Consider the following 24,172-nt stretch of genomic DNA (forward strand, 5'->3'; position numbering starts at 1 on the left):
ACGCGACGCTCAGACCAGGGATGCGGCGGCAGCCGCGTCGGAGCGCCCGGCCCGGGCCGCGGCGCTCGCCAGCAGGGCCACATCCGTCGGCCCGTTGCCGAGCTCCCGGACCGGCCGCCGGGTCGGCGGGTCGCCCGCCCGGGACCAGTCGAGCGGCACCACAGTGGGGCGCAGCGTCGAGGTCCGGGGGATCCGGCCGGTCACCCGGCCGCTCTGCAGAGGAGTCGCGGTGCCGTCGGCGTGGCACAGCTCCGCGCGGCCGGCCGGCAGGCCGGACAGGACGACGCGTATCGCCGCGTCGGTTTCCGCGAGGGAGGTGGTGGTGATCAGGCGGACCCCCAGCCGGTGACCTTCCTCGGCCACCGCCTGCAGGACGCGCATCATGGAGCCGGCGGCCGGCCTGCCCGGCGCCCCGAGCGGCGGGTCGAGCAGGATGTCGAAGTCATCGACCAGGACCACCAGAAAGGGCAGCGGGCAACTGCCCGCGGTGCGCATCGGCGGTGGGTCGGCGGCCTCGCCGGAACCGATGTCGTGTGCCGCGGCCCGCGGGCCGATCACCCGCCCGTCGCCCGGCGCGGTGCCGCAGGGCTCGGTGCCCGCCGGATTCCCCGGGGCCACCGGGTCGGCCCCGGGGCCGGTGAGCCCACCGGCCGCCACGTGCTCCGCGAAGGATCCGCCCTCCAGCAACCGGGCCCGGCGTTGCAGTTCCTCCCGCAGCGCCCGGGCGAACGCCCGCATCCGTACCGGGTCCGTGGCCCGCAGCGAGGAGGCCACCTGCGGAAGCTCCTCGCACGGCCGCAGGCCGTCGCCCGCGCCGTCGACCAGGAGCAGGGACAGCTCCCGCGGCCCGCGGGCGGCGGCCAGCGAAGCCGCCAGGGAGCACAGCAGCTCGGTCTTTCCGGACTTCGGGCCGCCGGACACCCGCAAGGGCTCCTGCAGGGCCGTCAGGTCCGCGGTGACCGGACCGGCGGTCCCGGCGCCCAGGACGACGGGCAGCCCTTCCGAACGGGTCCAGCGCTCCCGCAGCGCCCCCGGGGTGACCCGGGGGAGGTCCAGGACGTCGAGCAGTCGGCAGCTGTCCGGAAGCACCGTGGCCACAGCCGGGGCCACGCCCTGAGCCGGTGATTCCTCGCGGAGTGGGGCGAGGGCCCGGGCGAACCGCTCGGCCCAGGCCGGCGAAACGGCATCCGTGGTCGCGGCGGGCCCCGGTGTGCCGTCGGGGAGGAGCAGCCGCACGGTGGTCGCGACCTCTCCGGTCAGCAGGCCCACGGTGCCGCAGGCCCCGAAGGCGGGGGAAGAGGACCGGGCGGCGGTCAGGGTCTCGGCGACCGGAGAGGCGGGGGTGGCTGCCGGGGCCTCCGCCAGGCAGAGCACGTGGATGCCGGCCCCGGGCCCGTCCGAGGCCAGCCGCGCGACTGCTGCTCGCAGGTCGGCGCCGCCCGGGTCGCCGTCGACCAGGACCACGGTGGTGCGGCCCGGCGTGGCGCTGTGCGCCGGGCGGTCCGTCAGCTCCCGGACCCGGGCCGCCGCCTGTGCCCTGTCGAACGCCATCAGCAGCCGGCAGTCCTGGCCGCGGGACGGCTGCAGATGCGGCAGCCAGCCCAGCCAGGACCAGTCCCGCACCCTGTCCCGGGCCAGCACCACCAGCTCCAGGGTGCTCGGCGGGTGCAGTGCGGCCAGTTGGGCGAGGACGGAACGGGCCAGCCCGGTGAGCCGGTCGCGTGGCCCGGCCAGGCCGAGTGAGCCGACCGCGGCGAAGCCGACCGTCATCGGGACCAGGGGGCCGGCGACGCGCTCCGCCGTCCCCAGCCGCACGGTGAAGGCATCGCGGTGGCTCGCGTCGCGTTCCCAGAGCCGGGGACCGGACTCCAGGGCGGTCAGCAGCAGGGTGGCCGGATCCGGCCAGGGAGACTGCTGTGCGGGTTCCGGGAGAATTGCCGCCGGGGCGGGCTCGGCGGGCACCGGACCGGCCGGCTGCCGGGGCCGCTCGCCGCCCGTGCCGAGCCGCCGCGCCCAGCCCGTCAGCTTTCCGCGGCCCGCGGCCCGGCCCCGCGCCCCGGGGGCCGTGGGCCCGGCCGCCGGCCGTGGTGGCAACCGGCGCGTGGTCACGGTCCCCTCGTCCTCGCCGACAGGCTGGGCACGGTCGGTGCCGACCACGGGAACGACCGCGTCACCGCTGCGGCCCTCGGTCTCGTCCCGGGTGCCGGAGCCGCCTTCGGCGCAGGCCGGGCCGCTCGTCGAGTCGCTGAGGAGCTGAAGGACCGATTCCCCCACCCGCAGCACGGATCCCGGCGGCAAGGGCACCGGACGGCCGCCGACCGGCACGCCGTTCACTGCCGTGCCGTTCGTGGAGTTCAGGTCGCGGACCGTCACGGCGCCGTCCCGGGTCATCGCCAGCACGCAGTGCAGCCGGGAAACGTCCGGGTCGTCGAGCGGGACCTCGGTGTCGGCCGAGCGGCCGATCCTCACCTCACCGCCGTGCAGCAGGTGGACACCGCCCGCGTCGGGGCCGGAGAGTACCAGCAGCCGTGCCGGGGCGCGGCCGGGCTCCGCGGTCTCCGAGGGCCGCTGGAACGACAGCACCGCGCCGTCCACCAAGGGCGGGTGTCCGAGGAGGCTGCGCTGCGGATCGACCCGCTGCAGGCCGCAGAACACAGCTCCGGGATGGCCCGAACCCGGCACCGCGGCGGTCGCCAGGGCCCCCACCACCGCGGCGAGCGGAGTGTCCGCGGGTGCGCTGACCGCCACGTCGGCCCCGTCACCGCCCTGCGGACCGAGAACGGTCAACCTGATCTGCATCGGCCCTCCCGGTCGCATCGGATGCTGATGCTGGGAGCATCCTCGCACCCGCGGCGGACAGTGCACCCCAGCCCCGGGTCGGGGTGATCATGATTGGTCACATCTGACCAGAACTGATCGGTGCCGCTAGCTGAATACCGACCCCGGAGGCCTCCCACCAGGGGTGCGCCCCCGTCGCCGGCCGTGGTCGCGACCGGAAGGCACCGGTCGGCAGCTCTACCGCATTAGAGTGAGACGACGGGGTCGTTGTCCGTGTCCGGAACCCGGTGCCTGTTCGGCACCCGTTCCGGAGCCGGCCCCGCCATGACGAAGCGACGATCCAGGGAGCGCACGTGCGGCCGGTCGGCAGCAAGTACCTGCTCGAAGAGCCGCTCGGCCGCGGAGCCACCGGCACCGTGTGGCGGGGGCGTCAGCGTGAGACAGCCGGCGCCGAGGCGTCCGTGGCCGGACAGCCGGGTGAGCAGGTCGCGATCAAGGTGCTCAAGGAGGAGCTCGCGCACGACCCGGATGTCGTGATGCGCTTCCTGCGCGAGCGGTCGGTCCTGTTGCGGCTCGCCGACGACAACATCGTGCGGACCCGGGACCTCGTCGTCGAGGGAGATCTGCTCGCCCTGGTGATGGACCTGGTCGACGGCCCCGACCTGCACCGGTACCTGCACGAGAACGGCCCCTTCGGCCCCGTCGGGGCCGCCCTGATCACGGCTGGTATCGCGGACGCGCTGGCCGCCGCGCACGCCAAGGGGGTCGTCCACCGCGACCTCAAACCGGCGAACGTCCTGCTCGCCGGTGACGGCCGGGACGAGCCGCTGCGCCCCATGCTCACCGACTTCGGCATCGCCCGACTGGCCGACTCCCCGGGTGTGACCCGGGCACACGAGTTCGTCGGCACGCCCTCCTATGTCGCCCCGGAGTCCGCGGAGGGCCGCCCGCAGACGTCCGCGGTCGACATCTACGGCACCGGCATTCTGCTCTACGAGCTGGTCACCGGGCGCCCGCCGTTCCGAGGCGGGAGCGCACTGGAAGTCCTCCAGCGGCACCTCAGCGAGCAGGTCCGGCAGCCCGAGGGTGTGCCGGACCCGCTGTGGACCGTCATCGAGTACTGCCTGCGGAAGCGCCCGGAGGAACGGCCCGGTGCCGTCAGCCTGGCGCGGGCGCTGCGCACCGTGGGTGCCGGGCTGAGCGACCGGGCCGACCCGGAGCAGCGTTCCGCCGCGGTCGGCGTCGCCGCTCTGCTGATCCCCGACGCACGCCCCGTCCGGGTCGCGGGCAGCGGTCTCGGGCCCGCCGGGTCGGCGGACCCGACCGAGGCCCTGCCCGGCGGCCCTTCCGGTGCAACGGACCCGAACGCGGCGACCAGCGTCCTGCCGCAGGCCGGTACCGGCCGGCCGGACTCCACCCGGGCGATGCCCGCCCATGGGCAGGCGGCAGCCGATGAGCCGCACCCCTGGGAGGACCAGATGCGGGCTGCCCGGGACCGCAACGAGCAGACCATGATCCAGCCCATGGACGCCGTCCAGGACCCGCTGTACCGCGCCCCGCAACGCCCGCAGCAGCCCGCTCCGCAACAGCAGCCGCGCCGGCCGCAGCGGCGCAGCGCCGCCGAACAGCAGGGCTACGGCGGACCGCAGCCGGCCCGGCGGGCGTACGGCCAGGAGGACTACGGCTACCCGCAGCAGCAGCAGTACGAGCGGCCGCAGCCCGGCCCCCGGCAGCCGCCGCCTCAGCAGCCTCCCGCCCCGCGGCAGCGCCGGGAGCCGAGGCCCCGCAACCCCAATCCCATGCGCATTCCCGGCCTCGGCTGCCTCAAGGGCTGCCTGTTCATGCTGCTGGTACTGGTGATCGTCGTCGTCCTGGTGTGGAACTTCACCCCGCTGGCCGACTGGATCGCTGAGGGGCAGGGCTTCTGGGAAGCGGCCAAGGGGTGGTTCGAAACGGTCAGGGAGTGGGCGGGGTCCGCCGACGCGGCCCGGTACAACGTGGAGCCTTTCCAGAACAGCTGATCTCGGGGATTTATCGACATCCAGGAGGGGTTTTTGCTGCGGCGATCCACCCGAACGGGGAGGAAACGGGCGGTGTGTCCCGTGCTCGCCCGGCAGGCGTCGTAGCCTCACGCCATGGCACGCAACATCGGCAGCCACTACACCGCTCACCGCGTCCTCGGTCGCGGCAGTGCCGGAACGGTGTGGCTCGGCGAGGGCCCCGAGGGTCCCGTCGCCATCAAGGTCCTGCGTGAGGACCTCGCCGCGGACACCGAGCTCGTCGAGCGCTTCGCTCATGAACGCCACACTCTCCTCGGGCTGGAGCATCCGCACATCGTGGCCGTGCGCGATCTGGTGATCACCGAAGGCGATGCCGGGAGCCTGGCCCTGGTCGTCGATCTTGTCCGTGGCCCCGACCTTCGGACCCATCTGGACCGGGAACGGCGGCTCGCTCCCCGGGATGCCGTGGCCCTGGTCGCCCAGGTGGCCGGCGCTCTCGCCGTCGCGCACGCGGCCGGCATCGTGCACCGGGACGTCAAGCCGGAGAACATCCTGCTCGACACCACGAGCCGGACCCCGTCGGCGCTGCTGACCGACTTCGGGGTCGCCCAGCTGATCGACGAGCCGCGGCACGGCGGCACCGGCGGCGTCGTCGGCACTCCCGACTACATGGCCCCCGAGATCATCGAAGGGCTGCCGTCCCGTGCCCCGGTGGACATCTACGCCCTGGCCACCGTGCTGTACGAGCTGCTGGCGGGCTTCACCCCGTTCGGCGGCGGCCACTTCGGCGCGGTGCTCCGCCGGCAGGTCACCGAGACCGCTGCCGAGCTTCCGGGGCTGCCGCGCGACCTGTGGGAGCTCATCCAGCAGTGTCTGGCGAAGTCCCCCGCGTCCCGGCTCCGCGCGCCGGAGCTGGCGTCCCGGCTGCGGGAACTGCTTCCGGCGCTGGAAGGACTGCCGTCGCTGAACATAGGCGACCCGGTGTCCGAGACGGACCGGACACCCGCGGAGGAGCCCGCACCGTCCACCGCCGGGCCCGGAGAGGGCCCGCGGGCCGCGGTCCCGCTGGTCCGTGGCGCCGCGCCGGACTCGGAGCGGGCCACCCACACCCGGATGCGCGTCCCGGACGCCGACGAGCTGGCCGGCGGCGCCCACGGCACCGCCCGCCTCCCGCGTTCCCCGGGCCAACGACGCGCGGGATCGGCCCGGCACAGTGCTTCGGAGCGCCGCCGCCGGCTGGCGACGACGATCACCACGGCGGTCCTCGCGGCCACCCTGGCAGGAGGGGGCTGGCTGATCCTCACCGGCGACGACGACCGCGGTGGCGGGCCCGACGGCCCGGTGACGGAGGAACCGGCGCAGCCGTAGCGCTGCGGGACGGAGTGCCGACGGGGCGAGGGCCTGAGGGGGCCGGTCAGCCGTTACGCTGGTGACGTGGCAGTCGTCGATGTATCCGAAGAGCTGAAGTCCCTCACCTCCACCCTCGAGTCGATCGGGGCCGTCCTCGATCTGGACAAGCTGAGGGCGGATATCGCCGTGCTCGAGGCGCAGGCGGCGTCCCCCTCACTGTGGGACGACGTGGAGAACGCCCAGCAGGTGACCAGCAGGCTGGCCCTGCTCCAGGGCCAGGTGCGCAAGGTCGAGGAGTTGCGGAGCCGGATCGACGACCTCGAGGTGATGTTCGAGCTGGCCGAGAGCGAGAACGACGCGGACACCCGTGGCGAGGCCGAGGCGGAGCTGCAGTCCATCAAGAAGTCCATGGGCGCTCTGGAGGTGCGCACCCTCCTCTCCGGGCCGTACGACGTGCGTGAGGCGATGGTCAGCATCCGGGCCGAGGCCGGTGGTGTGGACGCCGCCGACTTCGCTGAGCAGTTGCAGCGCATGTACCTGCGCTGGGCCGAGCGCAAGGGATACCCGACGGAGGTGCTCGACACTTCCTACGCGGAAGAGGCGGGGATCAAGTCGACCACGTTCACGGTCAAGACGCCGTACGCCTACGGCACGCTGTCCGTGGAGCAGGGCACCCACCGCATGGTGCGGATCTCTCCCTTCGACAACCAGGGACGGCGGCAGACGTCCTTCGCGGGCGTCGAGGTGCTTCCGGTGGTGGAGCAGACCGACCACATCGACATCCCGGAGAATGAGCTCCGCATCGATGTGTTCCGTTCCTCCGGTCCCGGCGGCCAGTCGGTCAACACCACCGACTCCGCGGTCCGGATGACGCACATTCCCACCGGCATCGTGGTTTCCTGCCAGAACGAGAAGTCGCAGATCCAGAACCGCGCCGCGGCGATGCGTGTCATGCAGTCCCGGCTGCTGGCCCACAAGCGGGCGCAGGAGCAGGCGAAGATGGACGCGCTCAAGGGGGACGGCGGCAACTCCTGGGGCAATCAGATGCGTTCCTACGTCCTGCAGCCATACCAGATGGTCAAGGACCTCCGCACGGATCACGAGGTCGGCAACCCGCAGGGTGTTCTCGACGGTGACATCGACGACTTCCTCGAGGCCGGTATCCGCTGGCGCATGCAGCAGGAGAAGTAGCCGTCCACGGCGCTCCGTAGGCTTTGTGGACTTCGCCACTCGCCGGTGAACACCGGGAGGTGTGCACGGCCTGTCCTTCCTGCGGGAGTCCGGTGAAGGAACGTCTGATGCCTTACGCACACGGGCTGTTGGCGCAAGTACCGACTTGACGGGTGTGTGCCGAAGGGGAAAGCTGCTCGCGTGGCATGCCTGTGCACTGGGGTGCGATGCGCGCGGGGGCGGGCGGACATCGCTCAGAAACCCGGCATCCGTCGCTGCCCTCAGGTGTGCCCCCCAATGACTTGTCGCCGACGTTCGGCCTCGGCGACAACACACAGCTACAGGGGGTAGTGAATACATGGCCAGTACCAGGATGCGCACCAACGTGGCGCGGGTCGCCGCGGGTGCGCTCTTCGCGGCCGGCGCCTCGCTCGCCGTCGCCGGCGTGGCTCAGGCGGACGGGGGCGCCGGGGACCCGACGCCTCCCGTGGAGGACTGCAACCCGCTTCTCGACGACTGTGACGACGAGGGTGACAACGACGGCACGACCGGCGGTGGCGACGACGGCACGACCGGCGGTGGCGATGAGGGTGCGACCGGCGGCGGTGACGAGGGTGCGACCGGCGGTGGCGATGAGGGTGCGACCGGCGGCGGTGACGAGGGTGCGACCGGCGGTGGCGACGAGGGTGCGACCGGCGGTGGCGACGAGGGTGCCACCGGCGGCGGCGACGAGGGTGCCACCGGCGGCGGGCCCGAGGGCGTGACCACCGAGGGTGGGACCGGCAACGGCTCCAACGGCAACAACGGTGACAACGGCGGGACTGCGGCTCAGGGGCAGTCCGTGGGCGGCAGCCTGCAGGGGATCGAGCAGGACACCCCGAGCGAGGAGCTGACCGAGGAGGTCGCTCCGCCGGCGGCGGAGGCCGGTGAGCCTCGCGAGGAGCTCGCCGAGACGGGTGCCGACGGCAACGGTCTGCTGCTGATCGGTGCCGCGACCATGGTTGCGGGCGGTGTGGCCTTCCGGTACCTGCCGAAGGTGATCAACAAGGGTGCCGCAGCCGCCTGACGGCAGTGCACACCCTCGGAGGGGCCGGGAGCGGCACGCTGCTCCCGGCCCCTCCGGCCGTCCGGTGGGACGGTGTGCTGCGGGTCAGGCGGGCCGCACGGCCAGGAAAGCCACCGCTGCCAGGGTCAGCAGCACAGCGACCAGACCTGCCGGGCCGGCCAGAAAGGCCCAGGGGCTGCGTTCCTGCCGCAGCCGGGCCAGCTGGGCCCGGCAGGAGGAGCACCGGCCCTCGCTCACCCGCCCCGCGCAGTTGGCGCACACCAGCCATTCGGCGGTCATGTGATCGCCTCCTCTCCTGTCCCCTCCCTGCCCACTGTGCCAGGCTCGGGGCCGGACCGCGGCAGAGGGCCGTGCGAAAAAGGACGAATGCGGGTGAGAAGGGACGCCGCCTGCGGGCTGTCCGCAGCTTCGCGTAAGGTCTGCCCCACCAAGGGGGAGGCGCACAGTGCTTCCGCCGCATCTACCCAGTCCCGGCGTGGTGTAACCGTGATCCGATTCGACAGTGTCTCCAAGACCTACCCCCGGCAGAACGCACCGGCTCTCCGCGAGGTGTCGCTGGAGATCGAGCGGGGCGAGTTCGTCTTCATGGTGGGCTCCTCAGGCTCCGGCAAGTCGACGTTCCTGCGGCTGGTCCTGCGGGAGGAGCGGGCCAGCCACGGTTCCGTGCACGTACTCGGCAAGGACCTCGCCCGGCTCTCCAACTGGAAGGTGCCGCAGATCCGCCGGCAGCTGGGCACCGTGTTCCAGGACTTCCGTCTGCTCCCCAACAAGACGGTGGGCGAGAACGTCGCCTTCGCCCTCGAGGTGATCGGGAAGTCCCGGGGGCAGATCCGCAAGACGGTGCCCGAGGTCCTGGACCTGGTGGGGCTGGGCGGCAAGGAGGACCGGATGCCCGGTGAGCTGTCGGGCGGTGAGCAGCAGCGGGTGGCGATTGCCCGGGCCTTCGTGAACCGCCCGATGCTGCTGATCGCCGACGAGCCGACCGGCAACCTCGACCCCCAGACCTCCGTGGGCATCATGAAGCTGCTGGACCGGATCAACCGCACGGGTACCACCGTGGTCATGGCCACCCACGACGCCCAGATCGTGGACCAGATGCGCAAGCGTGTGATCGAGCTCGAGAAGGGCCGCCTCGTGCGCGACCAGTCCCGCGGCGTCTACGGCTACCAGAATTGATCCTGGCCCTGAGCCTCGAGCACTGAAAGGACGCCATGCGCGCCCAGTTCGTCCTGTCGGAGATCGGGGTCGGTCTCCGCCGCAACGTCACCATGACCCTGGCGGTCATTGTCTCCGTCGCTCTGTCGCTCTCGCTGCTGGGCGGTTCGCTGCTGGCCCGTGAGCAGGTCAGCAGCATGAAGGACTTCTGGTACGACAGGGTCCAGGTGTCGATCTTCCTCTGCAACAGCAACGACGCGGAGAGCGACCCCGCTTGTGCGAAGGGGGCGGTCACCGACGAGCAGCGTGAGGAGATCGAGGCCGAGCTCAACGAGTACGCGATCGTCGACAAGGTCTGGCACGAGTCCGCCGAAGAGGCGTACGAGCATTACCAGGCGCAGCAGAGCGACTCCCCGATCGCCGCGGTCGTGACGCCGGACCAGATGCAGGAGTCCTTCCGGGTCAAGCTGACGGAGCCGGAGAAGTACGAGGTGGTGTCCGGGGCGTTCGCCGGACGGGACGGGGTGCAGTCCGTCCAGGACCAGCGCGCCCTGCTGGAGAATCTGTTCCAGCTGCTCAACGGCGTGAACATCGCGGCGCTCGGCCTGATGGCCCTGATGCTGGTGGTGGCGCTGCTGCTGATCGTCAACACCGTCCGGGTCTCCGCCTTCAGCCGACGGCGGGAGACGGGCATCATGCGCCTGGTGGGTGCCTCCAGTTTCTACATCCAGATGCCCTTCATCCTGGAGGCCGCGATCGCTGGGCTGATCGGCGGGCTGCTCGCCTGCCTGCTGCTGATCAGCGGCAAGTACTTCCTGGTGGACGGGTTCCTGGACGAACGCATCCTGGTCATCGACTTCGTCGGCTGGGACGCGGTGGTCTCGGTTCTGCCGTTCATCCTCGCGGTCGGTGCGCTGATGCCTTCCGTTGCAGCTCTATTCGCTCTGCGCAAGTACCTGAAGGTGTGACGCGGATGTGATGTATCACGTCCGCGAGCCTCCACCGCCCCTCGATGTGCCGCCTCTTGCTGTCCTACACTCCGCAGCATGTCGAGTCCGTCTCGTTCTGCAGTGGTCCCGCCGGCCCGACGGGCAACGGCCCTGGGGTGTGTTCTCGCCACCGTGCTGGCTGCCGGGGCCACGGTGGGGGTTTCCCGGAGCGCGGACGGGGACGACGGCAGCTCGGCCGCGGTCACGTCGGCCGGTGCCCCCGAGCGGGTGGACGTGGCCGAGGACGACCCGGCCGGTGACGCTGCCCGGCTGGTGAGCCGGAGCGGGGACCGGTGGTCGGCGGCCTACTCGGCGCAGGAGTACGAAGCGCTGCGGCTGTCCCTGGAGGGCGAGTACATCGGCACGGGGATTGCCGTGAACCGCACGCCCGACGGCCGGATAGAGGTCAGCCGGGTCAGGCCGGGAAGCCCCGCGGAGCGGGTGGGTATCCGGGCCGGGGACACGCTGCGCACCGTCGACGGCGTTCCGCTCGACGGCCGTCCGGTCACCGACGCGGTGGCCAAGCTGCGCGGCAGCGACAAGTCCGCCGGTCCCGGAAGTGCGGTGCTGCTCGGCCTGGAGCGCGAAGGACAGCACTGGGAGTCCGCGGTGGAGCGGGCCAGGATCGCCACCGAGTCGGTGTTCGTCAGTCGGGACCTGCCGGCGGTCACCCGGATCCGGGTGACCGCGTTCACCCAGGGAACGGCCGAGCTGCTGCGTGCGGCGGTGGAGAGCGCCCCGGCGGACGACGGGGTGCTGCTGGATCTGCGGGGCAACGCCGGCGGGCTGATCAGCGAGGCAGCTCTGGCGGCCTCGGTGTTCCTGGACGGCGGGGTGGTCGCCACCTACGACGTGCACGGCAGCCAGCGGGCGCTGCTCGCCGAGTCCGGGGGGAGAACCGGCACGCCCCTGGTGGTGCTGGTGGACGGCGGCACGATGAGCTCGGCCGAGCTGCTGGCCGGCACCCTGAAGGACCGGAACCGGGCCGTGGTGGTCGGCAGGCCGACCTTCGGGAAGGGCACGGTGCAGATGCCGGTGGAGCAGCCGGACGGTTCCGTCGCCGAGCTCACCGTGGGGCAGTTCGTCATGCCGTCGGGCGGGGTCGTCGAGGAGGGCCGAGGGATCGTGCCCGACGTGGTCGTCGAAGCCGGTGAGGATGCCGGGACCCGGGCCGCGGGCGTGCTCGCCGGTTTGCGCGTGGCCTCCTGATCCCCGGATGGCGGGCACGGGTGCGGAAAGCATTGGGGAAGATCGGTCCGCACCCGTAGGATGGGCTGGTCATGGCTAAAGAGACGGGTCGCAAACTGATCGCGCAGCACAAGAAGGCGCGGCACGATTACCACATCCTGGACACCTACGAGTGCGGCCTGGTGCTGACCGGCACCGAGGTGAAGTCGCTCCGGCAGGGCCGTGCGTCGCTGGTCGACGGCTTCGCGCAGCTCGATGGCGGGGAGGCGTGGCTGCACAACGTGCACATCCCGGAGTACACCCAGGGCACCTGGACGAATCACAGTGCCCGCCGTCGGCGCAAACTCCTCATGCACCGGGCGGAGATCGACAAGCTGGTCGGCAAGATGCAGGAGACCGGTTTCACCCTGGTTCCGCTCCAGCTGTACTTCGTCGACGGCCGGGTGAAGGTCGAGATCGCCCTGGCCAAGGGCAAGAAGGAGTACGACAAGCGGCAGACGCTGCGGGAGAAGCAGGACACCCGGGAGGCCCAGCGGGTCATCTCGGCGGTCCGTCGCCGGCAGCGGGCCTGAGGCGTGGCCGGGGACGGTCCGCCCGACCCGGCGCGGCCCGCCCATAAGGGTTGGCCCTGCGGGGGTCCCGTCCCGTATCATGGATCCTGGCGACGGCGACCGGGCGGGAATGGTCGCGTGGAGCCGCTTGTTAACTCAACATGGGGATGATCGGTTTCGACAGCGACTGTTGAAGCAGGGGAAGCGAGCCGAGGAAGGCGACAATGATCTCGTTAACCATGTGTCGCAAAAAAATAATCGCCAATCAAAAGCGCGATTCCTTCACCCTCGCTGCCTGAGCAGCGACTGGTGAGGTGTCAGTCCGGGGCTGTTCCCGACCCGGGTCCTGGCATCAGCTAGGGAACTCCACCGTCAGCTCCGGTCACGGGAGTCGGCGGAACATCAAACAGTGACTGAGCCCGTCGGAGACTCGTCCGTAAGATCTCCGGGGCCGAGAAAAGCGTAACGGACTGCGCTCGGAGAAGCCCTCCTTCTGCACCGCTGGACGCGGGTTCGATTCCCGCCATCTCCACGACGCCGCTCCGTGCCGGAGCGGTCCCCATGTGAGGCGAAAGGCCCCGCTGCCCAGGCAGCGGGGCCTTTCGCCGTTCTGCTGTCGGTACGCCTGTGTACTGTGTGGTGACTTGACACGTATGGGGCTGGGGGAGACGGCTGTGCGCAAGGTTCTGGTGATCACGGGGGCGGTGCTGCTGGCAGTGGCCGCAGGAGTGCTCTTCTGGCTGCTCCGCGGAGACGGGGAGGACGAGGACACCGCCCGTGCCAAGGCGCAGGAGTTCCTCGACGCCTGGACCCCCGAGGGTGAGGCCGCCGCCGCGCGGCACACCGACGACCCGGAGGCGGCGCAGTCGCTGCTGGAGTCGGTGAACCGGAACCTCGCCCCGGAGTCCCGCTCCTTCCAGGACCTGGGCGAGCCGGAGCCGGTGCCCGGAAGTGACGAGGTCACCATCGGGTTCACCACGGTCTACGAACTGGGGGACGGGCTGGGGGAGTGGCGGTTCGACTCCACCGCCACGCTGATCGCCACGGACGACGCCGACAGCCCCTGGACGGTGCGCTGGGACCCTGCCCTGCTGCATCCCGGTCTCGAGGAGGGGCAGACCCTGCTGCGGACCGTCCACCATCCCGAGCGTGCCGCCATCCTGGCCGCCGACGGCAGCGAGCTGGCCGCGACCGGCCGCGTCTGGAGCATCTCCCTCTGGCCCGCCCTCCTGGAGGACGCCGAGCAGGTCTACGGGACGATCGGGGCCATGGACGTGGGGGTCGATCTGGAGGCCCTCGCGGAACGGGTCGAGGAGGCCGATCCCGACCAGGCCGTACCGGTCATCACCGTGCGTGACGCGGTGTACGAGGAGCACCGGGAGGAGCTCTCCGCGGACGCGGGTATCCGGCTCGAGGAGAGTTCCCGGCCGCTTGCCCACCACGCCCGGTCCGTCATCGGCGGTGTCGACGCCGACACCGGCGAGGGCACCTCGGGCCTGCAGGCCCGCTACGACGAACAGCTGGCCGGTACCCCGGATGCCTCCGTGGTGATCGCCGACCGGGACACGGCCGAAGCGGTGGAAACTCTCGTGGAGGGTGAGGGCGGCGCGGACGGCACCCCGGTGGTCACCACGATCGACGTCCGGGTGCAGCAGGCCGCGGAGGAGGCCCTGGAGGACCTGGACCAGGGCGGTTCGATCGTCGCGGTGCAGCCCTCGACCGGTCACATCCTCGCGCTCGCGGACCACCCCGTCGGCCACGCCCGTTCCGCCGAGGGCCGCTACGCCCCGGGGTCCGGCTTCAAGGTGGTCACCACCGCCGCGCTGCTGGAGCAGGGCCTGTCCTCCGACGAGGTGCTGGGCTGTCCGAAGTACGCCGAGGTGAACGGGCAGCAGTTCCACAACCAGGACGAGTTCGAGCTCGGTCCGGACACCACCCTGCACGAGGTGTTCATCCGTTCCTGCAACACCGCGTACATCGAGAACCGGAACCTCTTCGACGACGACACCCTGCACCGCACCGCCGAGTCGTTCGGCATCGGTGGCGACTGGGACACCGGTGCCGCCGCGTTCTCCGGCAGTGTGCCGGTCGCGGACGGAGCGAATGATCTGGCCGCCTCACTGATCGGTCAGGCCCGGCTGGAAACCAGCCCGCTGGTGATGGCGGGGGCGATGGCCACCGTGTCAGCGGGCGAGTTCCACCCGCCCGTTCTGGTGCCCGGGGAGGCACGGGAGCCCTCGGCGGCAGCACCGTCGCTCAGTGAGCACACCCTCGGCCAGTTGCGCACCATGATGCGGGCGACCGTCACCGAGGGCACCGCCTCGGCACTGCGTGACGTGCCGGGAAGCCCGCACGCCAAGACCGGCACCGCGGAGTTCGCGGCGGACGAGGAGGGCGAGCTCTCCACCCATGCCTGGATGGTCGGCTTCCTCGGCGACGATGATCTCGCCTTCGCCGTCCTGCTCGAGGACGGTGGCTCCGGCGGCTCGCACGCCGGCCCGGTCGCAGCCGCGTTCCTGCGTGGGCTCGGCTGATCATCCGGTGCTGCCGGGCCGCTCACCGGGTGCCCGGCCGGGAGCGCGTCCGGTGAGCGCCACCACCGCGGGTGGATCAGCGTCATCCCGGCTGCTGCGCTGCTGAGCCCGGGGCAGGCCGACTCTCAGGAGAGCCAGCCGTGCACGGCGGCGCGCACGCCCGCCTGGAAGCGGCTGTCGGCGCCCAGACGGTCCATCAGGTTTGCCACGATCCGGCTGACCGAACGCGGTGACAGCCCCAGCTGATGGGCGATCGCCTCGTTCTTCTTGCCCACCGCCATCAGCAGCAGGACGTCACGCTCGACTCCGGTCGGGGCCGGCCCGGATTCCTGCTCCTCCTCCGAGAAGTCGAGAGCGCGCTCCCAGTAGTGCTCGAAGAGCCGGAGCACGAAGCCCAGTACGGCGGAGTCCCGGACGAGCGCGACGCCGGCGCCGGTGTTCTCCGGGTCGATGGGCAGCACGGCGCAGATCCGGTCGTAGATCAGCATCCGGGACGGCAGCACGCTGCTGCTGCGGATCTCGGCGCCGGCCGCGGTGATCTTCGAGGTGTACTGCACGGTGGGCCAGTGCTTCCGGGCGCTGTGCTGGAACAGCGTGCGGATCCTGACGCCCCGGGCGAGGGTCTCCAGATCGAGCGGTGCCGCGGCGTGGATGGCGGCCTCGCTCAGCCCTCCCGCGGGGTGCATGGTGTCCAGGGACTGCGAACAGGTGCGGGCCAGATCGTCGATGACGGCCCGGACGTTCTCGATCCCCTTGATGACCTCGATGTTGCTCGTGGAGGACCGCAGGCTGCGGGCCTCGAGGTAGTCGCCGGACAGGGCGTGCAGGCGGGCTCTGGTGGCTGCCATGGCGATGCGGCGCTGGAGGATGTCCTGCTCGGCAGGGGCCAGGAGCTCATCGGCCGCACTCTCCGGGCTGATGGCCACCCAGCCGCCACCGGGTGAAGGACGCAGCAGCCCCAGTGCTGTGAGGCGGGCCTCCGCCGAGACCACCTGCTCGACTGCGAGCCCGGCCCGGCCGGCTATATGCTCCACCGAGTCAGTGGGGTGCAGCACGCGGAGTCGGTAGACCTGGGTGGCTGCCTCATCTATTTCGCCGGATTCGCGCACGCTCTTCTTCCTCGAACGGCGTCGAACCACCCTTGGCGCGAATCCGCCAGGCATGATGACGCCACAGCCATTCTATCGACTTCCCCGCGAATGCTCGTGAACATCGACAGCATCAGCATGCCATCCCGGCTGGCTCGTATGGAGATGGAAGAGGGAACTCGTGAGGAAGATAGCTATCACCGCAGCTGCGGCGTTGGTCATCTCGGTAGCCGCCGCCGGCGCTGCACATGCCGGCAACGCGTGGGACAGCGCCGCACCGGACAGCAATGCGTGGGACAGCGCGCCACTGGTGACCAACCAGGACGGCAACGCCTGGGACAGCGTCGCACCGGACGGCAACGCCTGGGACAACGTCACCCCCTACAGCAACGCCTGGGACAACGCCGACTCCGACGGCAACGCCTGGGACACCATCACGCCGGACAGCAACGCCTGGGACTGACCTCCCGGCGCCACAGGCCGGTTTCGGGGCTCCTCGTGAGTCGTCCCCCCCATCAGCACCTCAGTCGAAGGAGGCGGTCCGGTGACACCCCACACACCCACCGCCGTCCTGCTCAGTCCACGGCCCTCGGATGTCCGAGCCGCACGCGAAGTCGGAGCCCGCAGCCTCGTGCTGGCATCCGACCTCTCGTCCCCCCACGTGCGGGAGGCCGCGCTTGCCGCGGACGAGGCCCTCGCCGTGGACTGGCGCGATCACCCTCGACTGCTGGACGCGATCAGCCATTTCGCGGACAGTCCGCTGAGGTCCCCGGCACTGGCACCGCGCGCCTCGGTGTTCGGATTCGGCGAAGCCGCCGCCCTGGTGGCGGCCCGGGCCAACGAGGCCCTGGGTCTCCCCGGCAATCCGCACGCGGCGGTCGCGTATCTCACGGACAAGGCCGCCCTGCGGGACCGGGTCAACCAGCTCACCGCGACCCCCGTGCGGTTCGAGCGGTGCGACCGGGCCGCGGACCTGGTGCCGGCTGCCTCACGAGTCGGCTTCCCCTGCGTGGTCAAGCCTCGCACCGGCTCAGGTGGCGAGGGGGTGCACCGGCTGCACGGCGTGGCTGATGCAGAAGCCCTCGCCAGGCAGCTGGCACCGGAGTCCGCTCTGATCATCGAGGAGGACCTGCAAGGACCGGAGTACACCGCGGAAGCACACAGCCGGGCCGGCCGGCACACCGTGCTGGCCGTGACGCGGAGGTACACCACCGGTGTCCCCGACTGCGTCGACACCGGCTACGACCTGCCGGCCGGACTGGGCAAGCGCACGCTGTCCAAAGTGCACAAGCTGGTCGCCGCCACCCTCGACGCGGCCGGACACCGCACCGGACCCTCACACACCGAGATCATCATCACCTCCAGCGGGCCCAGGCTCGTGGAGTCCCATGCCCACCCCGGCAGCGACCACCTCAGCGACCTGCTGCAGTTGGCGACCGGGACCGACCGCATCGCGTTGACCTTCGCGACTGTGCTCGGGCTGCCGGAACCGGCCCCCCAACCCCGGGACCGGTACGCGGGAGTGCGCTTCCTGCCGCTCTCGGTGGCAGAGATGCGCCACAGCATGCACAGCGCGCAAGAGGCGCGGAACCTGCCCGGGGTCGCCGGAATCGAGATCATCGGGTACAGCGACAGCCATGCGCCGGCGGCCACCAGCCGGGCCGCCGGGCATGGCGTCCTCACCGCGATCGGCTCCAGCCCGCAGGAGCTGGCCGAGGTGTTCCACTCGGCCGTCGACACCCTCTGCCCCGCCCTGGGGCCGGCTCACCGGGCCACCCCGGCCCCCGAAGCCACCATGGAAGAGGAACTCAGTGCTGTCTGACGTGCTCTCCCCACAGGCTCTGCCGAGCACACCCGAACCGCGCACCGATCTGCTCATCCCGCACTACATCCTGGAACGCCGCGACCCCTTCGACGCGGTGCAGCAGCGTGGCGTGATCGGTTCCCTCGACCTGCAGGCCACGCAGTCGGGCCATGTGCTCCGCCACCAGCAGGTGGGGGAGTCGGAGGTCCGGCTGCAGACCCAGTTGCTGCGGGAGCGCGGCGGCAGCAGCGACCCACTGTTGCTGGCCGCCCCCGACCTGGGCGGATTCCACGAGTGCGTCCGGACGGCAACGGAACTGCAGCCCGACTCGGTGCTGGAGACACCGGAAGGGGGAGAGCTGCGGCTGTGGACCGCCGACCCCCGCTGGACCGCCAGCCCACCCGCCCTCGGGCCGCTGCTGCTCGCCGCCGGCCACCACCGCCTGGAGGCCGCGCGCCGGCTGCACCGGACTCACCAGGGGCCGGACGGCGGCCGGGTACCGGCCCTCGTCGTCGACCACGCCCGGCACCCCCTGACCCTGTCGGCCACCCACCGTGCCCTGCCCGGTCTGGACCTCGCCCGGGCCGTCCGCTCCGCCTCCCGGTTCGCCCGGGTCCGCAGGCGCCCGCGCGGCAGCTGCCCGCCGCCTTCGCGGGGCAGCTTCCTGCTCACCGGCGAGGGACAGACCTGGGAAGTGTCGGCCATCTCCGGCGCCACCATGGCCAGCAGGCTCCGCCGCCTCCCCTCGGAATGGGTGGAGCTGGACGCGGCTGTCAGTGACCACGTGCTGATACCGGCCCTGTGCGAGGACCAGGGCATCCTGCCCAAACCCCGCTACCTCACGGACTACCCTTCCACCGGTGAGGTCGGGCTGATTCTGCCCTCCCCCACCTGGAACCAGGTGTGGGCGGGCGCAGCCAGTGGCGCGGGCATGCCCCGTAAGAGCACCTGTGTGGGGCCCAAGCCCCTCCCGGACCTGCTCGCCCGCCTGGCCTGAGCGTTCCGGCCGGGCCCCGGCCCGCTTCTCACCGGCCGCTCCCTCACCGGGTGAGTGCAAGGTTTCGTCGGCGTCACCTCTCCGGCCACGGACCGGAAACGCGGCCTCCCTACCTTCGGATCAGCAAGCAATCACGCGCAGACGCAGCTGACCGAGGACCGCGGAGGCACCATGCCAGCCACCACCACCCCTGCCGGCCGCCGAGGCGGACGCTGGATCAACGAGTGGGATCCCGAGGACGAGACGTTCTGGAAGACCCGCGGTGAGCCGATCGCCCGGCGCAACCTGGGCTTCTCGATCCTCTCCGAGCACATCGGCTTCTCGATCTGGAGCCTGTGGTCCGTCCTGGTGCTTTTCATGGGGCCGGAGTACGGCATCGACGCGGCGGGGAAGTTCTTCCTCGTGGCGGTGGCCACTCTGGTCGGAGCCGTGGTGCGGGTGCCCTACACCTTCGCCGTGGCCCGGTTCGGCGGCCGCAACTGGACGGTGATCGCTGCCTCTCTGCTGCTCCTGCCGACCCTCGCCGCCTGGTTCGTGATGGAGCCCGGCACCTCGTACACCACCTTCCTGCTGGTGGCGGTCCTGACCGGGGTCGGAGGCGGGAACTTCGCCTCCTCGATGACCAACATCAACTCCTTCTTCCCGCTGCGCAGGAAGGGCTGGGCCCTCGGTCTCAACGCCGGTGGTGGCAACATCGGAGTGCCCGCCGTGCAACTGGCCGGGCTCCTGGTCATCGCCACCGTCGGTGACGGTTCGCCCCGGGTGCTCCTGGGCGCCTACATCCCACTGATCATCCTGGCCACCTACTGCGCCTGGCGCTGGATGGACAACCTCGCCCCGGTGACCAACGACACCGGAGCGGCCCGGGAATCCGTCCGGGACGCCCACACCTGGATCATGTCGTTCCTGTACATCGGGACCTTCGGCTCCTTCATCGGCTACAGCTTCGCCTTCGGACTGGTGCTGCAGACGCAGTTCGACCGGACACCGCTGGAGGCCGCCTCGCTCACCTTCATCGGCCCTCTGCTCGGTTCGCTGATCCGGCCCGTCGGCGGTTCGCTCGCCGACCGGTTCGGGGGCGCCCGCATCACCCTGTGGACGTTCGCCGCGATGACGGCTGCCACCGGACTGGTGATCATCGCCTCGATCCAGGAGTCCCTGCCGGTCTTCCTGGCGGGCTTCGTCACCCTGTTCGTCCTGACCGGGCTCGGGAACGGCTCGACCTACAAGATGATTCCGGGGATCTATCACGCCAAGGCCGTGGCACTGGGCCTCACCGGGGAGGCTGCCGCCGCTTACGGCCGCCGGCTCTCCGGCGCGGCCATCGGGCTGATCGGCGCCGTCGGGGCCCTCGGCGGGCTGGGCATCAACCTCGCGTTCCGGCAGTCCTTCCTCACCCAGGGGACCGGCACCTCGGCGTTCGTGGCCTTCCTCGGCTTCTACGTGCTGTGTTTCGCCGTCACCTGGTACGTATACCTGCGGCAGGGCAAGCGGCGCACCCGGGCCGCGGACCCGCAGGAGTCCGCGGACGCGGACGCACCGCAGCGGCAGGCCGCGTTTGTGGGAGTCTGAACACGAAGCAGCCTCTCCGCTGCCGCAGCGGACGTAACACGCACGACATCACGCGGATCCGGGCCTGTCACGAGGGGTTGACAGGCTCGGATCCCGTGTACCGGACGGGCGGAGCGATCACCACCATGCACCACACGAACGACACGAAGAATCCGCAGGGCCCTGCCCGCGGGGCCGGCACCCGCGGTGACCCGGCGGCCCAGCCGGTCCGGCCGCTCGACGGCTTCACCGTCGGGGTCACCGCCGCCCGCCGGGCGGAGGAGCTCGGCGCACTGCTGGAGCGGCGCGGTGCCGAGGTGCAGCACGCACCGGCGCTGCGGATCGTCCCGCTGGCCGACGACCGCCGTCTGCTGGACGCCACCCGGCAGCTCGTCGTGACCACCCCGGACGTGGTGGTCGCCACCACCGCCATCGGCTTCCGCGGCTGGGTCGCCGCGGCCGAGGGATGGGGAATCGGGGAGGACTTGCTGCGCATCCTCGGAGCGGCCGAGGTGCTGGCTCGCGGGCCCAAAGTGCGCGGGGCCATCCGGGCGGCCGGCCTGACCGAGAAATGGTCGCCCGCCTCCGAGTCGATGGCCGAGGTCCTGGACCGGCTGCTGGAGGAGGGGGTGGACGGCCGGCGGATCGCCCTCCAGCTCCACGGAGAGCCGCTCCCCGGCTTCATCGAGTCCTTGCGCGCCGCCGGTGCCGAAGTCATCGATGTGCCCGTCTACCGGTGGCTGCCACCCGAGGACCTCACCCCCGTCGACCGCCTCATCGACGCGACAGTGGCGCGGGGCCTGGACGCCGTGACGTTCACCAGCGCCCCCGCGGCCGCTTCGCTGCTGGACCGGGCCGCCCGGCGCGGTCAGCTCGACGAGCTGCTGGACGCCCTGCGCGGCGATGTGCTGACCGTCTGCGTCGGCCCGGTCACCGCTCTCCCACTGGAGGCGCACGCCGTCCCGCTCCGGTACCCCGAACGCTTCCGGCTCGGCCCGCTGGTCCAGCTGCTGTGCGCGGAGCTTCCCGCCCGGGCCCGCACGCATCCGGTGGCGGGCCGGGAGCTGGAGATCCGGGGGCGCGCGGTCGTCGTGGACGGTGAGCTGCGTCCCGTGCCGCCCGCCGGGATGGCGCTGCTGCGCGCGCTGGCCCGCCGGCCGGGCTGGGTGGTGCCGCGTGCGGAGTTGCTGCGGGCCCTGCCCGGCTCCAGCCGGGACGAGCACGCCGTGGAGACGGCGATGGCCCGGCTGCGGAGCGCGCTGGGCGCCCCCCGGCTGATCCAGACCGTTGTCAAACGCGGCTACCGGCTCGCCGTGGACCCGGCAGCCGTGAGCGACAAGTACACCGGCTGACGGGGCCGGCCGGAAGGCGGCGCAGGGTGGGATCCACCGGGCCGAAACCCATGTACGGTGGACGGCTGCCTAGCCCAGTGGATGAAGGGGGCCGTTGCGTTGGACGTCCGGGAGAGGGAGATCCAAGGCGAACAGCGGCACTTGGACGCCGTGTACAAACGGCTCGAGGAGAAGATCCACGAGGCCGAGTTCCTCATGGACGACGCGGCCAAACGGGTGCAGGTCGGCACGCCCGGGGCACTGGTGGAGCGGGACGCCCAGGTCTTCCGCGCGGGCGTGCACCTCAATCGGCTGAACAGTGAGTTCGAGGACTTCCTGTTCGGTCGTATCGACCTGCTCGCGGGCAAGGACGGGGTGCGCGGCCCCGACGGGGCCCAGACCTCAGTGGAGCCTGCCGACGACGCCGTCCGTGAGGACCGCGGGGTGAGCACCGCGGACATCGCGGAGACCCTGCACATCGGCAGGCTCGGCGTGCTCGACGCCGACTACGTTCCGCTGGTCGTCGACTGGCGCGCGCCCGCGGCCGCGCCCTTCTACCGGGCCACCCCGGTGGCCCCGGGGCGGGTGGTCCGCCGCCGGGTGATCCGCAGCAAGGGCCGCCGGGTGGTCAGCGTGGAGGACGACCTGCTGCAGCCGGGGGTGCGCGCGCTCCTTGACGGTGCCGAGCTGCCGGTCGTCGGAGACGGTGCGCTGATGGCCGCTCTGGGGCGGGCCCGCGAGCACACCATGCGCGACATCGTCGCCTCCATCCAGTCCGAGCAGGACGAGGTGATCCGAGCGCCCGCGGTGTCCGTCACCGAGGTGAGCGGCGGCCCGGGCACGGGGAAGACCGCCGTCGCCCTGCACCGCGCGGCTTACCTGCTGTACCAGGACCGGCGGCGCTACGCGGGCGGCATCCTGATCGTCAGCCCCACCCCGCTGCTGGTCTCCTACACCGAGGGGGTGCTGCCGTCCCTCGGTGAGGAGGGGCAGGTGGCCATCCGGGCACTCGGCTCCCTGCTGGACGGGGCCGAGGCGGACGCCTACGACGACCAGGCGGTGGCCCGGATCAAGGGCTCCGCCCGGATGGCCCGGATCCTCCACCGTGCGGCACGCGGCACGCTCCAGCACGGTGACCAGCCCGCCCGGCTGCGCGTCGTGGCGTTCAACGCCCGGGTGGAGCTGGACGCCGAGGAGCTGAGCGGGGTGCGGGCCGCCGCCCTTGCCGGCACCGCACCAGTCAACCTGCTGCGACCGCGGGCCCGGCGCCTGCTGCTGGACGCGCTGTGGGAGAAGTCCGGCGGCCCGCACCGCTACACCGAGGCAGCGCTCGCCGCCGAGGCCAAGGAGGCGTTCAACGAGGACGTCGGCGACGAGGACGTGTTCCAGGAGTTCCTGGACGCCTGGTGGCCCGAGATCACCCCGCTGCAGGTGCTCCGGGCGATGGCCGACCCGCGGCGGCTGGACCGCTGGGCGCGGCGGGTGTTCCCGCAGCGCGAGGTGCGGCAGCTGGCCCGCTCGCTGCGCCGGATCAGCCCCGAGGGCACCGGTCTTTCGGTGCACGACGTGGCGCTGCTGGACGAGCTGCGGGTCATGCTCGGCACGCCGGCCCGCCCGAAGCAGCCGACCGAGGAGGACCTGCTCGCCGAGCTCGAGGTGCGCGAGGTGACCACCTTCGCAGACCGGACCGCCCGCCGCCGCAGCCCGGCCGGGCGGGATCAGCAGGAGCGCACCGATTACGCGCACATCATCGTCGATGAAGCCCAGGACCTCACCCCGATGCAGTGGCGCATGGTCGGCCGGCGCGGTCGGCAAGCCACCTGGACGGTGGTCGGGGATCCGGCACAGAGCTCCTGGTCGGACCCGGCGGAAGCCGCCGAGGAACGGTCGGCGGCGCTCGGGCGCAGGCCGCGGCGGCAGTTCGAGCTGACGGTCAACTACCGGAACCCGGCGGAGATCGCCGCCGTGGCCTCCCGCGTGCTGGCCCTGGCCATGCCCGGCTCCCGCCCGCCCCGGGCGGTGCGGGCCACCGGGACCGAGCCCGGCTTCGCAGTCGTGGGGGAGGACTTTCCCGGGGCGGTGCGGGAGGCGGCCGGGCGGCTGCTGGCCGAGGTGGAGGGCACCGTCGGAGTGGTCGTGGCGATGGCGCGTCGCGAAGAAGCACGGGGGTGGCTCGCCGGCCTGGGGGACCGGCTGGTGACTCTGGGCAGCCTGGAGGCCAAGGGCCTGGAGTACGACGCGACGCTGGTGGTGTCGCCGGCGGAGATCGCCGACGAGTCCCCGGCCGGGTTGCGGGTGCTGTACGTCGCGCTGACCCGGGCGACACAGCGGCTTGTGGTGCTGTCCGGCCCGGAGGATCTTCCCGACGCCGACGGGGTCCCCGACCTGCTGCGGGAGTTCGCCGACTGAGCCCGCACACCGGCTTTCCGGAATCCTGGAGTCCGGCCGCCGGGGTTTGTTAGCCTGGAAGCGGCACCGGCCCGATCCATGCCCCCGGGCCCAACCATAGCCGCTACGAGCGGCCACTTGCCGCGAGGCGAGCTGGCGGGCCGGTGTCACCGAACCGTGTCGACGACGGCGGGTGTTCCCTTCGCGAGGGACACCCGCCGTCGTGGTGTCC

At 71.8% G+C, this 24,172-nt stretch carries 18 protein-coding genes and 1 other RNA gene; 16 read left to right on the forward strand and 3 right to left on the reverse strand.

Annotation, left to right across the window (positions count from 1 at the left end):
* Positions 1 to 9 precede the first annotated feature (9 nt).
* Entirely contained in the window at positions 10 to 2,799 is a 2,790-nt protein-coding gene (locus PJ985_RS18075) for an FHA domain-containing protein (RefSeq protein ID WP_271684855.1), read from the reverse strand.
* Positions 2,800 to 3,131: 332 nt separating this feature from the next.
* Here PJ985_RS18075 and PJ985_RS18080 point away from each other — a divergent pair, with 332 nt between their 5' ends.
* The 4 genes from PJ985_RS18080 (at position 3,132) to PJ985_RS18095 (ending at position 8,364) form a co-directional block, all read left to right on the forward strand.
* A complete protein-coding gene (locus tag PJ985_RS18080; protein WP_271684856.1) occupies positions 3,132 to 4,799 on the forward strand; it encodes a serine/threonine-protein kinase in 1,668 nt (555 codons plus the stop codon).
* A 114-nt stretch (positions 4,800 to 4,913) separates the two neighbouring features.
* Positions 4,914 to 6,146, forward strand: coding sequence for a serine/threonine-protein kinase (locus PJ985_RS18085; RefSeq protein ID WP_271684857.1), 1,233 nt, complete (start codon positions 4,914 to 4,916; stop codon positions 6,144 to 6,146).
* A 66-nt stretch (positions 6,147 to 6,212) separates the two neighbouring features.
* A complete protein-coding gene (gene prfB / locus PJ985_RS18090) occupies positions 6,213 to 7,319 on the forward strand; it encodes a peptide chain release factor 2 (protein WP_271684858.1) in 1,107 nt (368 codons plus the stop codon).
* 337 nt (positions 7,320 to 7,656) lie between these two features.
* On the forward strand, positions 7,657 to 8,364 hold the full coding sequence (locus tag PJ985_RS18095; RefSeq protein WP_271684859.1) for a hypothetical protein: 708 nt from the start codon (positions 7,657 to 7,659) through the stop codon (positions 8,362 to 8,364).
* A gap of 84 nt (positions 8,365 to 8,448) precedes the next feature.
* Here the strand turns inward: PJ985_RS18095 and PJ985_RS18100 are convergent, their stop codons facing one another.
* Positions 8,449 to 8,643 carry a hypothetical protein gene (locus PJ985_RS18100; RefSeq protein WP_271684860.1) on the reverse strand — a complete coding sequence of 65 codons (195 nt, stop codon included), beginning with the start codon at positions 8,641 to 8,643 and terminating at the stop codon, positions 8,449 to 8,451.
* Between the two features lie 207 nt (positions 8,644 to 8,850).
* On the opposite strand from PJ985_RS18100, the gene ftsE reads away from it, so the two are divergent.
* The 6 genes from ftsE (at position 8,851) to PJ985_RS18130 (ending at position 14,781) form a co-directional block, all read left to right on the forward strand.
* Complete coding sequence (gene ftsE / locus PJ985_RS18105) at positions 8,851 to 9,540, forward strand: cell division ATP-binding protein FtsE (protein ID WP_271684861.1); 690 nt, start codon at positions 8,851 to 8,853, stop codon at positions 9,538 to 9,540.
* 35 nt (positions 9,541 to 9,575) lie between these two features.
* Entirely contained in the window at positions 9,576 to 10,487 is a 912-nt protein-coding gene (gene ftsX / locus PJ985_RS18110; RefSeq protein WP_271684862.1) for a permease-like cell division protein FtsX, read from the forward strand.
* 78 nt (positions 10,488 to 10,565) lie between these two features.
* Positions 10,566 to 11,717, forward strand: a complete 1,152-nt coding sequence (locus tag PJ985_RS18115) for a S41 family peptidase (protein ID WP_271684863.1) — start codon at positions 10,566 to 10,568, stop codon at positions 11,715 to 11,717.
* A 71-nt stretch (positions 11,718 to 11,788) separates the two neighbouring features.
* Positions 11,789 to 12,268, forward strand: a complete 480-nt coding sequence (gene smpB, locus PJ985_RS18120) for an SsrA-binding protein SmpB (protein WP_271684864.1) — start codon at positions 11,789 to 11,791, stop codon at positions 12,266 to 12,268.
* Between the two features lie 142 nt (positions 12,269 to 12,410).
* Positions 12,411 to 12,782: a transfer-messenger RNA gene (gene ssrA / locus PJ985_RS18125) on the forward strand.
* 118 nt (positions 12,783 to 12,900) lie between these two features.
* Positions 12,901 to 14,781, forward strand: coding sequence for a penicillin-binding transpeptidase domain-containing protein (locus PJ985_RS18130; RefSeq protein ID WP_271684991.1), 1,881 nt, complete (start codon positions 12,901 to 12,903; stop codon positions 14,779 to 14,781).
* A 125-nt stretch (positions 14,782 to 14,906) separates the two neighbouring features.
* Here the strand turns inward: PJ985_RS18130 and PJ985_RS18135 are convergent, their stop codons facing one another.
* Complete coding sequence (locus tag PJ985_RS18135; protein WP_271684865.1) at positions 14,907 to 15,890, reverse strand: helix-turn-helix transcriptional regulator; 984 nt, start codon at positions 15,888 to 15,890, stop codon at positions 14,907 to 14,909.
* 160 nt (positions 15,891 to 16,050) lie between these two features.
* Here PJ985_RS18135 and PJ985_RS18140 point away from each other — a divergent pair, with 160 nt between their 5' ends.
* The 6 genes from PJ985_RS18140 to PJ985_RS18165 all read left to right on the forward strand — a co-directional run bounded on the left by PJ985_RS18140 (position 16,051) and on the right by PJ985_RS18165 (position 23,961).
* On the forward strand, positions 16,051 to 16,332 hold the full coding sequence (locus tag PJ985_RS18140; protein WP_271684866.1) for a hypothetical protein: 282 nt from the start codon (positions 16,051 to 16,053) through the stop codon (positions 16,330 to 16,332).
* 81 nt (positions 16,333 to 16,413) lie between these two features.
* The gene (locus PJ985_RS18145; protein WP_271684867.1) at positions 16,414 to 17,691 is read left to right on the forward strand and encodes an ATP-grasp domain-containing protein; all 1,278 of its coding nucleotides are present in this window, start codon (positions 16,414 to 16,416) and stop codon (positions 17,689 to 17,691) included.
* Positions 17,681 to 18,670, forward strand: coding sequence for a DUF1015 family protein (locus PJ985_RS18150; RefSeq protein ID WP_271684868.1), 990 nt, complete (start codon positions 17,681 to 17,683; stop codon positions 18,668 to 18,670). The genes PJ985_RS18145 and PJ985_RS18150 overlap by 11 nt, the downstream gene beginning before the upstream one ends.
* Positions 18,671 to 18,841: 171 nt before the next feature.
* Positions 18,842 to 20,242, forward strand: a complete 1,401-nt coding sequence (locus PJ985_RS18155; protein ID WP_271684869.1) for a nitrate/nitrite transporter — start codon at positions 18,842 to 18,844, stop codon at positions 20,240 to 20,242.
* A 125-nt stretch (positions 20,243 to 20,367) separates the two neighbouring features.
* A complete protein-coding gene (locus PJ985_RS18160; RefSeq protein ID WP_271684870.1) occupies positions 20,368 to 21,573 on the forward strand; it encodes a uroporphyrinogen-III synthase in 1,206 nt (401 codons plus the stop codon).
* An 81-nt stretch (positions 21,574 to 21,654) separates the two neighbouring features.
* Positions 21,655 to 23,961 (forward strand): HelD family protein, encoded by a 2,307-nt coding sequence (locus PJ985_RS18165; protein ID WP_271684871.1) that lies wholly within the window; start codon positions 21,655 to 21,657, stop codon positions 23,959 to 23,961.
* The last annotated feature ends 211 nt before the right edge of the window (positions 23,962 to 24,172 follow it).

Origin of the sequence: Streptomyces sp. ACA25, assembly GCF_028200735.1 — a bacterium.
Classification (GTDB): Bacteria; Actinomycetota; Actinomycetes; order Streptomycetales; family Streptomycetaceae; genus Streptomyces.

Excerpts from the sequence above, each read along its gene's own strand:
- PJ985_RS18075 (WP_271684855.1), bottom strand. The coding sequence starts at position 2,799 with ATGCAGATCAGGTTGACCGTTCTCGGTCCGCAGGGCGGTGACGGGGCC.
- PJ985_RS18085 (WP_271684857.1), top strand. The coding sequence starts at position 4,914 with ATGGCACGCAACATCGGCAGCCACTACACCGCTCACCGCGTCCTCGGT.
- PJ985_RS18095 (WP_271684859.1), top strand. The coding sequence starts at position 7,657 with ATGGCCAGTACCAGGATGCGCACCAACGTGGCGCGGGTCGCCGCGGGT.
- PJ985_RS18100 (WP_271684860.1), bottom strand. The coding sequence starts at position 8,643 with ATGACCGCCGAATGGCTGGTGTGCGCCAACTGCGCGGGGCGGGTGAGC.
- ftsX (WP_271684862.1), top strand. The coding sequence starts at position 9,576 with ATGCGCGCCCAGTTCGTCCTGTCGGAGATCGGGGTCGGTCTCCGCCGC.
- PJ985_RS18115 (WP_271684863.1), top strand. The coding sequence starts at position 10,566 with ATGTCGAGTCCGTCTCGTTCTGCAGTGGTCCCGCCGGCCCGACGGGCA.
- smpB (WP_271684864.1), top strand. The coding sequence starts at position 11,789 with ATGGCTAAAGAGACGGGTCGCAAACTGATCGCGCAGCACAAGAAGGCG.
- PJ985_RS18130 (WP_271684991.1), top strand. The coding sequence starts at position 12,901 with ATGGGGCTGGGGGAGACGGCTGTGCGCAAGGTTCTGGTGATCACGGGG.
- PJ985_RS18155 (WP_271684869.1), top strand. The coding sequence starts at position 18,842 with ATGCCAGCCACCACCACCCCTGCCGGCCGCCGAGGCGGACGCTGGATC.
- PJ985_RS18160 (WP_271684870.1), top strand. The coding sequence starts at position 20,368 with ATGCACCACACGAACGACACGAAGAATCCGCAGGGCCCTGCCCGCGGG.
- PJ985_RS18165 (WP_271684871.1), top strand. The coding sequence starts at position 21,655 with ATGAAGGGGGCCGTTGCGTTGGACGTCCGGGAGAGGGAGATCCAAGGC.